The organism is Pseudomonas sp. AM8 (assembly GCF_036346475.1).
Taxonomy (GTDB): domain Bacteria; phylum Pseudomonadota; class Gammaproteobacteria; order Pseudomonadales; family Pseudomonadaceae; genus Aquipseudomonas; species Aquipseudomonas marginalis.
In genome coordinates, this window is sequence record NZ_JAOTNX010000022.1 from 1 (window position 1) to 13142 (window position 13142).

At 64.8% G+C, this 13142-nt stretch carries 3 protein-coding genes; 2 read left to right on the plus strand and 1 reads right to left on the minus strand.

Going from position 1 to position 13142, the window contains the following annotated elements:
* Positions 1 to 12183: non-ribosomal peptide synthase/polyketide synthase (locus V3W40_RS32605; RefSeq protein ID WP_330216392.1), on the minus strand; the 12183-nt coding region annotated here is incomplete at its 3' end.
* Between the two features lie 209 nt (positions 12184 to 12392).
* Between V3W40_RS32605 and V3W40_RS32610 the strand changes: the two genes are divergently transcribed.
* Together V3W40_RS32610 and V3W40_RS32615 are read left to right on the plus strand one after the other, a co-directional pair.
* Positions 12393 to 12644, plus strand: a complete 252-nt coding sequence (locus V3W40_RS32610) for a type II toxin-antitoxin system HicA family toxin (protein WP_038846635.1) — start codon at positions 12393 to 12395, stop codon at positions 12642 to 12644.
* The gene (locus V3W40_RS32615; protein WP_330216393.1) at positions 12641 to 13006 is read left to right on the plus strand and encodes a type II toxin-antitoxin system HicB family antitoxin; all 366 of its coding nucleotides are present in this window, start codon (positions 12641 to 12643) and stop codon (positions 13004 to 13006) included. Before V3W40_RS32610 ends, V3W40_RS32615 begins: the two co-directional genes overlap by 4 nt.
* Positions 13007 to 13142: the final 136 nt, after the last annotated feature.

Consider the following 13142-nt stretch of genomic DNA (forward strand, 5'->3'; position numbering starts at 1 on the left):
AGTCTGGTTCCACAGCTGCAGGATGTGTCGTTGCTCATCCTGGCCCAGCAGGTTGAGTTGGCTGATGGATTGCTGTTGGTCGGCAACCATCGCCTGCAACAGGTTTTGCCAGTGGCCGGCCATGCGCTCAATAGTGGCTGGGGCAAACAGATCGGTGGCGTAGCTCAGGGAGGCACGCAGGGTCGCCTGGCTTTCCTCCACGTCCAGTGCCAGGTCGAACTGGGCCACGCCTTCATCCCAGCTCAGCACCTCGACGTCCAGTTCGGTGAGGCGCTGCAGGTGATTGGCTGCCGAGGTCACGCGATGGTTGAACATCACCTGGAACAGTGGGCTCAGGCTCATGCTGCGCTCGGGCTGCAGCGCTTCGACCAACTGCTCGAACGGCAGGTCCTGGTGGGCCTGGGCTTCGAGGGAACGTTGGCGTACCTGTTGCAGCAGTTGCACAACGCTCATCTGCCCGTGGATATCGGCCTTGAGCACCTGGGTATTGACGAAGAAACCGATCAGCCCCTCGGTTTCCAGGCGATTGCGGTTGGCAATCGGCACCCCGACACGCACGTCTTCCTGGCCGCTGTAGCGGTGCAGCAACGCCTGGTAGGACGCCAGCAGCACCATCGGCAACGTCACTCCGGCGCTCTGCGCCAGGCGACGCAAACCGGCCAGCAGCTGCGGTTGCAACTCGATGCCCAGGCGAGCGCCGCGATGGCTTTGCACGGCCGGGCGCAGGTAGTCGAAAGGCAATTCCAGCACAGGCTGCACACCGCCCAACTGCTCACGCCAGTAGGCCAGTTGACGGGCCTTCTCTCCCGCCTCCATCCATTGGCGCTGCCACACGGCATAGTCGGCGTACTGGATCGGCAAGGCCGGCAGGGCTGGCGTCTGCCCGTGGCTGAAGGCGGCGTACAGTTGCACCAGCTCCTCGACCATCAGTTGCATCGACCAGCCATCGGAGACGATATGGTGCTGCACCAGCACCAGCACATGTTCGTCCTCGGCCAGGCGCAGCAACTGGGCCCGCAGCAACGGCCCGCGCAGCAGGTCGAATGGCTGCGCAACGACGTCAGCCACCCGTGCCTTGAGGCCGGCTTCATCGGTGTCGACCAAATCGATTTCAATCAGGCCCGAGTCTTCAATCACTTGGACCGTACCGGCGGCGTCCTGGCGCAAATGGGTGCGCAGGCTTTCATGCCGTGCCAGCAAGGTGTCGAAGCTGCGTTGCAGCGCCGCCAGGTCCAACGGGCCTGTCAAACGCAGGGCGCTGGGGATGTGGTACGCGGCGCTTTCGGAGTCGAGTTGCCAGAGGAACCATTGGCGTTCCTGGGCATACGACAGCAGCAACGGCTGGCTGCGATCGGCCTTGAGCAGCGCCGGGGCGACCACGCCCTCCTCACCCAGGGCCACCACGAAGTCACCCAGCAACGGGTGTTCGAACAGGGTCTTGAGCGCCACTTCCAGCGCCAGTGCCTGGCGCACCCGCGATACCACCCGCGTAGCCAGCAGCGAATGCCCGCCCAGCTCGAAGAAATGGTCGTCAAGGCCGACCTGGGGCACGCCCAGCACCTCGGCCCAGATCGCCGCGACCTGTTGTTCGCGCGGGGTGACGGCGGCCACATGGCTTTTCAGCAACAGGCGGGTATCGACCTTGGGCAAGGCCTTACGGTCGAGCTTGCCGTTGGGGGTCAAGGGCAGGCCGTCGAGGAACATCACGTGCGCCGGCACCATGTAGTCCGGCAGGCGCTCACGCAAGGCCGCTGTGTAGGCTTGCGCCGGCTGTGCCGCAGACGTCACCAGGTAGGCGATCAAGCGGTCGTTGTCGGCCAGCACCACGGCTTCGCGAACGCCTTCATGCTCGCGCAGGCAGGCTTCGATTTCGCCCAGTTCGATACGGAAACCGCGCACCTTGACCTGATGGTCGACCCGGCCGATGTACTCCACCACGCCGTCGGCACGGTAGCGTGCCAGGTCGCCGGTGCGGTACAGGCGCTCGCCCGGCGCGCCGTACGGGTTGGGCACGAAACGCTCGGCGGTGAGGGCTGGCCGCGCGTGGTAGCCGCGTGCCAGGCCGACGCCGCCGATCAGCAGTTCACCGGCCGCACCCACCGGGCATGGACTGAGCCCGGCATTGAGGATGAACAACGCGGTGTTGGCGATCGGGCGCCCGACCAAAGGTTGCGCCTCCTGCAGGCGATGGGCCACCGACCAAATGGTGGTTTCGGTGGGACCATAGAGGTTCCATACCGGGCCTTGCAGGTCGAGCATGCGCTGGGCCAGATCGGCCGGCAGCGCTTCGCCGCCGCACAGGCACTTGATGCCGCGCAGCAGGTCGGCACGTGGGCTTTCCAGCAGCATGCGCCAGGTGGACGGCGTGGCTTGCAGTACGCTGGCGGATTGGGCGGTGACCAGGTCGATTATCGCCTCCGGGTCGAGCGCCAGTTCCTGACCGCTCAGCAGCACCGTGGCGCCGACTGTCAGCGGCACGTACAGCTCCAGGGCAAAGATGTCGAACGAGAACGTCGTCAGCGACAGCACCCGCGCCTGCGCGCCGATGTCCAGGGTGCCGGCCATGCCGCAGGTAAAGCTGCACAGCGCCTGGTGCGGCACCATCACGCCCTTGGGCTTGCCGGTGGAGCCGGAGGTGTAGATCACATAGGCCAGGTGTTGCGGCGTGACGCTGACCTGCGGGTTGTGTTCGTCACCGCCGGCGTCCTCGACCAAAAGCACCTGCAGGCCTTGCGGTTGCACCAGGCGCCCAATCAGCGGCGACTGAGTCAGCAGCACCTGGGCGCGGCTGTCTTCGAGCATGAAGGCCAGGCGCTCCGCCGGGAATTGCGGGTCCAGCGGCACATAGGCGCCACCGGCCTTGAGGGTCGCAAGCAGGCCGACCACCATGTGCAGGGAACGCTCCACATGCACCGCCACCCGCACGTCCGGGCCAACGCCCGCCGCGATCAGGCGATGGGCCAGGCGGTTGGCGCGGCGGTTGAGTTCGCTGTAGCTCACGGCCTCGCCATTAAATTGCAGCGCGATGGCGTGCGGCTGTGTCAGGGCTTGTGCTTCGAACAACTGGTGGACACAGCGCTCGCGTGGGTAGTCGACGGTCGTGTGGTTCCAGTCTTCGACCATCTGCTGCCATTGCGATGGGCTGAGCATCGCCAGTTCGTCCAGGGCCTGGGAGGCATCGTTGACCACTGCGCGCAGCAGGTTCTGCCAGTGCACGGCCAGGCGCTCCAGGGTGGCGGCGTCGAACAGGTCGGTGGCGTAGGTCAGGGATGCCCAAAGGCCGTCGACGGACTCCTCGGTTTCCAGGTTGAGGTCGAACTGGGTCGTGTGACCGGTCCAATCCACCGGATGCAGAGCCAGGCCAGGCAGTTGCACCGGGCCGGCGCGCAGGTTGTCCTGGTGATTGAACATCACCTGGAACAACGGGTTATGGCTGAGGCTGCGTTCCGGTTGCAGCGCTTCTACCAGTTGTTCGAACGGCAAGTCCTGATGGGCCTGGGCTTCCAGGGCACGTTGCTTGACCTGGGCCAGTAACTGGTCAAAGGCCATCTGCCCGTGCAGGTCGGCCTTGAGCACCTGGGTGTTGACGAAGAAGCCAACCAGACGCTCGGTTTCCAGGCGATTGCGGTTGGCGATCGGCACCCCGACGCGGATCTCGGCCTGGCCGCTGTAGCGGTGCAGCAACGTCTGGAACGACGCCAGCAGGAGCATGAACAAAGTCACGTCCTGGCGCTGGGCGAGTGCCTTGAGCTCGGCCACCAGGGCGTTATCCAGGTGTACACGCCGACGCGCACCGCGCTGGCTTTGCACCGCCGGGCGCGGGTGGTCCAGGGGCAGTTCCAGCACCGCGTGTTCGGTGCCCAGGCGCGCACGCCAGTAATCGAGTTGGCGTTGTTTCTCCCCGGCCGCCATCCAATCGCGCTGCCACACGGCATAGTCGGCGTACTGGATCGGTAAGGCCGGCAACGGCGCCTGGCCTTGATACAGCGCCAGCAGTTCGTCGACCATCACTTGCATCGACCAGCCGTCGGAGATGATGTGGTGCTGGGTGATCACCAGCACATGGTGCGCGGCCGTGATCTCCAGCAGCATGACGCGCATCAGCGGACCGTTGAGCAGGTCGAACGGGCGTTGGATCTCTTGCGCGACCGCCTGCTCGATGGCCGAGTCTTGCACCTGCTGGCGTTGGATCACCATCGCCAGGTTGGGCTGGATGACCTGCCAGGTGTGCTCAGCCTCTTCCACGAAGGTGGTACGCAGCGGTTCATGACGCTGCACCAAGGCCTGGAACGCGTGCTCCAGTGCCGGGATATCCAGCTCACCGCGCAGGTGCAATGCGGTCGGTACGTGGTAGGCGGCGCTGCAGGGATCCAGTTGCCAAAGGAACCATTGGCGTTCCTGGGCGAAGGACAGTGCCAACGGACGGTCGCGCCCCAGCGCCACCATCGGGCTGGCAGTGCCGGCCTGCACCCCTGCGCAGGCCGCCGCGAACGCTTCCAGCGTCGGCTGCTCGAACAACGCTCGCAACGGCACGTCCAGCTTGAGGTCGTGACGCACGCGGGAGATCACCTGAGTGGCCAGCAACGAATGGCCACCGCGTTCGAAGAAATGGTCATCGAGCCCCACCTGCTCGACGTGCAACACCGTTTGCCAGATCGCCGCCAATTGCATGTGCAGCGGGCTTTGCGGAGCGCGGTAGACGTGTCGCGCCTGGCTCAGGTCCGGCAGCGGCAGTGCGCGGCGGTCAAGCTTGCCGTTGTTGTTCAACGGCAGGGCATCGAGCACCAGCCAATGCCCCGGCACCATGTAATCCGGCAAGGACTGGCGCAAGACCGCCGCCAGCACCTGGGTATCCAGTGGTTGGCCGTGGGCCGCGACCACGTACGCGACCAACTGCGTACCGGTGGCACTCGGCTGCGCAACGACGGCAGCTTCGCGCACCCATGGCAGGGCTTGCAGGCTGGCCTCGATTTCGCCCATTTCGATACGGAACCCGCGGATCTTCACCTGATGGTCGATACGCCCCACGTACTCCAAGGCGCCCGCCTCGTTGTAACGGGCCAGGTCGCCACTGCGGTAGAGTCGCGCACCGGGAACCGTCGAAAACGGATCCGGCAGGAAGCGCTCGGCGGTCAACGCCGGGCGGTCGAAGTAACGCTGGGCCAGGCCGAACTCGGCACCGATGCACAGCTCGCCAACGCCATCGGTGGCCAACAGCTCGAAACCGCTGTCGAGTACATACAGCGAGCGACCATCGCTCGCCCGGCCAATCGGCACACCGAACGCATCACTGGCATCCGCCAGTTGGCACTCATGCACGCTGGACACCACGGTGGCCTCGGTCGGCCCGTAGGTGTTGACCAGGCGCACGCCGCCCAGGCCGGCCGCGTGCCAGGCGCGCAGCCCTTCCACCGACATGGCCTCGCCGCCCACATGCACCTGGCGCAGGTTACCCAGGGCGCGACCATCGGCCTCGCACTCCTTGGCCAACAGGTACCAGTAGGCCGCCGGCAAGTCAGCCAGGGTCACGCCCTGCTCGACGATTTCCCGTGCCAGTTGCCCGGCATCCCACAGTTCATCGCCACGCATGATCAGCGCGGCGCCCACACACAGCGGCGGGTAGCACTGTTCGACAAAGCCGTCGAAACTGAAGGTCGCGAACTGCAGCACGCGGTCCTCTGCACACAGTTGGCTGTAGACCTCGGCGCTGTCGCAGAATTGGCCGAGGGCCGCATGGTCGATGGCCACGCCCTTGGGTTGGCCGGTGGAGCCCGAGGTGTAGATTACGTACGCCAGATCGGCAGCGGCAGCCTGGGTGAGTGGGTTGCTGGCAGGGTAGCCGGCCAGCTCGGTACCGGAGACGGTGAAGTCCAGACGGGCCAGCCCTTGCGGCAGCGGCAGGTCGGCCAGCAACCCGGCTTCGCTGAGCAACAGGTCCAGGCGGCTGTCCGCCAGCATGTAGGCCAGACGGTCGGCGGGATAGTTCGGGTCCAGGGGCACATAGGCCGCGCCGCTTTTGAGCACGGCCAGCAGGCTGACGATCAGTTGCGGGCCGCGCCGCGACGCCAGGCCCACGCGCTGGCCCGGGCCCGCGCCCAGTTCCAGCAGGCGATGGGAGAGCCGGTTGGCATGGGCATTGAGCTGGGCATAGCTCAAGCGCGCTTCGCCAGCCTGTACCGCCAGCGCGTCCGGTGTGGCAGCAGCCTGGGCCGCAATGCGTTCGTGCACGCGCAGCTGGCGTTGGGCAGCGCCCGGCGACTGGCTCAGTGCAAGCACGTCGCGTTGTGCGGTGGAGTCAAGCAATTGCAGGTTGCCAAGGGGCGCCTGGGCATCCGCGAGCAACTGCACCAGCAGGTGGTGCAGGTTGGCGCTCAAGCGTGCGACCTGTTCAGCGCTGAACCGCGCCCGGTCGTAACTGAACTCCAGGCGCAGGCTGGCCCCCAACTCAATGCCCAAGGTCAAAGGGTAATGGGTGCGTTCATGGTTGTGAATATGGCCAAACGCCAGGCCTGCGGGTGCGCCCTGCTTCAGGGCCTCGGCCACAGGGAAGTTTTCGAACACCAGCAAAGTGTCGAACAATGCGCCCTGCTGACCGGCCCAGCCTTGTATGTCGTACAGCGGCACATGCTCGTGGTCACGCAGGCTGAGATTCAGGGTTTGCAACTCGTTGAGCCATTGGGCGGCCGGTTGGGCTGGCGAAGGCGTACTGACGATAGGCAGCGTGTTGATGAATAGGCCCAGTTGCTGCTCGATCCCCGGCAGCGGTGCCGAACGCCCGGCGACGGTCGCGCCAAAGGCCACGCAATCCTGACCGGTGTAGCGCTGCAGCAACAGGCTCCACGCTCCTTGCAGCACGGTATTGAGAGTGATTTTCTGGCGACGGGCGAACTCGCCGAGGGCCTGTGTGAACTCGCCCTCAAGGATCAATTGATGCTCAGCCGTGCCCAGGCCATCGACCGGCGCGCGCAGCGCTTGCGCGAGCAAGGTGGGTGTTTGCAACGGCGCCAGGGCGGCTTTCCAGAACGTCTCACCCGACGCTTGCTGTTGCAGCCAGCCCAGGTAATCGCGGAACTGCCCCAGCGGCGCGGGCAAGGCCTGGCCGGCATAGTGGGCGATGACTTCACCCAGCAACTGGGCGTTACTCCAACCGTCCATGAGGATGTGGTGACTGGTGAAGATCAGATGCCAGGCGTTACCGGCGCCCCGCACCAGCATCAGGCGAAACAGCGGCGCGGCATTAAGCGCGAAGCCCTTCTCGCGTTCAGCCTCGGCAAGCGCATCGAAGTCAGCATCGATGTCTTCGATCACGTGCAACTGCACGTCGACCTGACGCTGGATGACTTGATGGGCACTGTCCAGGCCCAGCCAGTGGAAGCTGCTGCGCAGAATGTCATGGCGGTCCAGTGCCGCCTGCCAGGCGCGGCCGAACGCCAGCAGGTCGAGGCCGTCGATATCCACGCGCAACTGGTTGATGTACGCCTGGGCTTCTGGCGCGTAGAGGGTATGGAACAACATGCCCTGCTGCATCGGCGACAGCGGATAAAGGTCGGCAATCGCCGGCCCCGCCACGGGCAACGCGTCCAGTTGCTGTTGGGTCAAGCGCGCCAGTGGGAAGTCCGAAGGGGTAACCTGCCCTGCCGGGGTGGCTCGGCAATGCTCGATCAAGGCCTTGAGCTCTGCCGCGTAGTCATCCGCCAACTGCTGCACCGTCGACGCCTCGAACATCTCGCGGCTGAACCCCCATTGCAGCGCCAGCTCACCGCCGTACACCTGCCCTTCCACGGTCAACCAGTTGGCCAGCGGTGCCTCGGCATCCTGGGCCTGGCCGCTGCCCTGGGTAGACGGTACAAACAACACGGATTCGTTGAACTGGCGGTCGAACTGGCCCAGGTAGTTGAAGGTAATGCGTGGCGCGGCCAGGTTCGCCAGGGCTTCGCGGGCCGCAGGCGGGCCGAGGTAGCGCAGCAGACCGTAGCCGATGCCTTTGGCGGGCACGGCACGCAATTGCTCCTTGACCGCCTTGATCGCAGCCGACAGCTCGCCGCAGGCTTGCAGGCGTACCGGGAACAGGCTGGTGAACCAGCCCACGGTGCGGGTCAGGTCGACACCGTCGAACAGGTCTTCGCGGCCATGGCCTTCCAGCTGGATCAGTGCGGCGTTCTGGCCGCTCCAACGGCTGACCACCCGCGCCAGGGCCGTCAGCAGCAGGTCATTGACCTGGGTGCGGTAGGCCGCTGGCGCGTCCTGGAGCAGTTGACGGGTGTGCTCGGCGTCAAGGCGGATTTCGAGCTTGCTGCCCAAGCGGTTTTGCAGGCCGCCCTGGGGGTTGTCGCACGGCAAGTCCGCGTCGGCCGACTGCGCCTGCCAGTACGGCAGTTGGTCGTCCAGCGCGCGGGCATGGGCTTGCAACTGTTCGGCCCACAGCTGGTAGGCGCTGGTCTTGGTCGGCAACGCTGCCTGGCGGTAAGCCTGTTGCAGGTCTTCCAGGACGATGCGCCAGGAGACGCCATCGACCGCCAGGTGATGGATCACCAGCAGAAGGCGCTGGCTGCCATCGGCCATGCTCACTAACGCGGCACGCAGCAGCGGGCCTTGCGTCAGGTCGAGGCTGCGCTGGGCCTCATCGCACAGCGCCGCCAGTTCATCGTCGCTGCCGGCGTGGGTCTGCCACAGGCCCGGCGCGGTGACCGGCGCGGCGTAGGCTTGCTGCCAGGTGTCGGCCTGTTGCACAAAGCGCAGGCGCAAGGCGTCGTGATGGTTGATCACCTGGGTCAGGGCGGCTTCCAGGCGTGCCGGTTCCAAGCGCTCGCGCGGGGTCAACAACAACGATTGGTTCCAGTGGTGACGCGCGGGGATCGCCTGGGCGAAAAAGCCTTGCTGCACCGGGGTGAGGATCACCTCGCCGCGGGCGGGCCCCTGGTCAATCACGGTAGCGGGCTCGAAGCCGGCTACCAACGCCAGGCTGCGCACACTCTGGTACTGGAACAGGTCGCGCGGACTGAGGCGAATCCCCGCCTGGCGCGCACGGCTGACCACCTGGATGGAGATGATCGAATCGCCGCCCAGCTCGAAAAAGTTGTCGTCCAGCCCCACCAGCTCGACGCCGAGCACATCGCTCCAGATCGCCGCCAGGGCTTTTTGCAGGTCGTCTTGCGGCGCGATATAGGCCTGTTGTGGCGTTGCATCCGGTAACGGCAGGGCCTTGCGGTCGAGCTTGCCGTTGGCGGTCACCGGCAGCTTGGCCAGGGGCACCATATGGGTCGGCACCATGTATTCCGGCAGGCTGCCGAGCAGCCAGGCCTTGAGGTCGGTGGGCGTCTCGCCCTCCAGCACCAGGTAGGCCACCAGTTGTTTGCCGCCGTGCACCAGCGCCACCGCCTCACGCACCGCCGGGTGCTGCATCAGGCGTGTCTCGATTTCACCCAATTCGATGCGCAAGCCGCGCAGCTTGACCTGGTGGTCGAGACGGCCAAGGTAGTCGATCACACCGTCGTCACGCTGGCGCACGCGGTCGCCGGTACGGTACAGGCGCGCGCCGTCACCGAAGGGGCTGGGCACAAAACGTTCGGCGGTCAGCGCCGGACGGCGGTGGTAGCTGCGCGCCAGGCCGGTGCCGCCGAGGTACAGCTCGCCGGCCACGCCGGCAGGCACCGGGTTGAGCTGCGCGTCGAGCACGTAGGTGCCGAGGTTGGCGATCGGACGGCCGATGGGCACGGCGTCACGGCCTTCGTCGATGCAGGTCCAGTGGGTCACATCGATGGCCGCTTCCGTCGGGCCATAGAGGTTGAACAAACCAGCCTGGGGCAGCTTGGCGAACACCTGCAGTTGCGCGTCCAGGGGCAAGGCTTCGCCGCTGCACACAATACGCTTGAGGCTGGCGCAGCGCGGCACGCCCGGCTCATGGATAAACGCCTGGAGCATGGACGGCACGAAGTGCAAGGTGGTGATCCCGTGCTCGCCAATGGTCTCGATCAGGCGCGCCGGCTCGCGGTGTTCCCCAGGGGCGGCGACCACCAGGCGGGCGCCGGTCATCAACGGCCAGAAGAACTCCCACACCGACACATCAAAGCTGAACGGGGTTTTCTGCAGCACCGCGTCACTGGCATCCAGGCCGTAGGCCTGCTGCATCCAGCACAGGCGGTTGACCAGTGCGCGATGGCTGTTGCCGGCGCCCTTGGGCTTGCCGGTGGAACCGGAGGTGTAGATCACATAGGCGAGGTTCAGCGCGTGGATGTCGACAGCAGGTGCTGCGACGCTGTAACCGTCGAGCCAGTCTGGCGCCTGGTCGAGGAGCATCACTCGAATACCTTCGACAGGCAGCAGCGGCAGCAGGCTGTGCTGGCTGAGCAGCAGCTGGATGCCGCTGTCTTCGATCATGTAGGCCAGGCGTTCCTGGGGATATTCGGGATCGAGGGGGACGTAGGCGCCGCCGGCCTTGAGCACAGCCAGCAGGCCGATGACCATCTCGATGGAACGCTCAACGCAGATACCCACCAGCGCATCAGGACCGACCCCGTGGTCGCGCAAGGCATGGGCCAGTTGGTTGGCACGGGCGTCGAGTTGCGCATAGGTCAGCATGGTCGCGCCGAACACCAGCGCCGGCGCATCCGGGGTGCGCTGTACCTGGTCTTCGATCAGGTGATGAATGCCCCGCTCGCTCGGATACGTTTGCGCGGTCTGGTTCCAGGCGTGCACCAGCCTCTGTTGCTCATCGACGGCCAGCATCGGCAACTCGCCGATGCGCTGTTCGCCATCGGCCACCATGGCCTGCAACAGGCTGATCCAGTGGCGTGCCATCCGCGCGATGGATGGCGCGTCGAACAGGTCATTGGCGTAGGTCAGCGCGGCGTGCAAAGTGCCGGATTTTTCATAGGTGTCGAGGGTCAGGTCAAACTGGGTGGTGCGGCCTTGCCACTCCACCAGGGCCAGCTCCAGGCCGGAGGCGGTGCTGACCGAGGCGATGTCGGCCACCACCGGCTGATGGTTGTACATCACCTGGAACAGCGGCGTATGGCTCAGGCTGCGCTCGACCTTCAGGGCTTCCACCAGGCGCTCGAAGGGCAATTCCTGGTGCGCCTGGGCGCCAAGGGCGTGCTCCTTGATACCTTGCAGCAACTCGGCGACGCGGGTTTGCCCGCTCAGCTCAGTACGCAGGACTTGCGTGTTGACGAAGAAGCCGATCAGCCCCTCGACTTCCGTACGGTTGCGGTTGGCGATCGGCACGCCGACGCGGATATCGCCCTGGCCGGTGTAGCGATGCAGCAACACATTGAAGGCGCCGAGCAGCAGCATGAACAGGGTGACGTTGTGCTGTTGCGCGCAGGTGCGCAACTGCGCAGCCAGCGCCGGCTCAATCGCGAAGGTGTGACGGGTGCCCTGATAGCTGGGCATGGCTGGGCGCGGGTGGTCCGTTGGCAGTTCCAGCACCGGATGCTCATCACCCAGCCGCGCTTGCCAGTATTCCAATTGACGGGCCTGTTCCCCCGCTTCCAGCCAGCGGCGCTGCCACAAGGCGTAGTCGCTGTACTGGATCGGCAGCGCCGGCAATGGCGGCGCTTCGTTGCGCTCGTGGGCGTCGTAAAAACGGATGAACTCGTCGATCAGCACGTTCATCGACCAGCCATCGGAAACGATATGGTGCAGGGTCAGCAGCAGCACGTGCTCCTGGGCATCGAGCTTGAGCAGTTGCACGCGCAGCAGCGGGCCGTGTTCCAGGTCGAACGGCAGCAACGATTGGCGGCTGGCCGCGTCGTTGACGGCGTGTTCGCGTTCGGCCGGGGCCAACGCCGTTAGATCGAGCTGTTCAATGGCCAGCGACGGCGCTACGGCCACCTGCATCAAGCGTTCATCGGCCTGGCGCTGGAACACCGTGCGCAGGGTTTCGTGCCGGGCCACCAGACTGGCGAACGCCTGCTCCATGGCGCCAAGGTTCAGCGCACCCTTGAGGCGCACGGCGCCCGGCAGGTTGTAGGCGCCGCTGCTCGGGTCCAGTTGCCAGAGAAACCACATGCGCTGTTGCGCGTAGGACAGCGCCTGGCGGTCCTCTGCCTCCACGCCGGCCGGAATCGGAAACCGCGAAAAATCCACCCCTTCTTTCTGCAATGCCTGCAGGAACAGCTGGCGTTTTTCCAGGGGCAACCCGATAAACCGGCGAGCAAGTTTCAAGGAGTCTTCAGCATTCATTTGTTGGAGTCCGGAGCAATAGGCAGGAAGCACAAAGGCACGTCGTCCCTATAAAACGAACCGGAGAGGGAAAAATTAGCGGGGGATGGGAGGCGCAGAGCGAGCTGTCATCAAGGGTTACATCAATCCCGGGAACGACACACGAACCCCAGCTAGCATTGACGGACACCATCTTTTGCAACTACATTTAGTTACACGCAGGGAACGCCGTGTCCAAAAATGAAAAGCTGCTCGCCAAACTGCTCAACGAGCACATGGCATTTACCTGGCCCGAGCTCGTCACGCTGCTGCGTCGTCTTGGCTACACACAGATTGAGGGGGCTGGAAGCCGCGTCAAGTTCGACATTGGCGATCCGAGTGCAATGATCACCTTGCACAAGCCTCATCCCGGCAACGAACTGAAACACTACATTCGGCGCCAGATCATCGAACAATTGAAATCAGGAGAACTGATTCAGTGAACAACCAACTGAAACACAATGGCTACATCGGCTCTATCGAAGCCAGCCTCGAAGATAACTGCCTGTTCGGCAAGATCCTGTTCATCAAGGCACTGGTGAGCTACGAAGGCAAAACCGTCGCCGAACTGGACGCTGCATTTCGCGAAGCGGTGGACGACTACCTCACTACCTGCCAGGCCCTTGGGCAAACACCGGAGAAGCCGTGCAAAGGCTCTTTTAACGTGCGGGTCGGCCACGATCTTCATCTTGCCGCCGCCCTTGAAGCGACACGTAAAAAGGTGACCCTGAACGACCTGACGCGCCAGGCGCTGAACGAATTCCTGCAACATCACCGAGCGGACTCCTCCCCCGTAGTTGGCTGACGTTGCGCCTTTTCTTGGTGGGTTGCCGTCAGGGCAATCCCGGTCCGGGCACCGACCCTCACCTGCGCTGCCCGGACAGCGACAACACGAGTTGACCATCAGCGATTGATCACGGTAACGATGGTGCGGTCCTTAT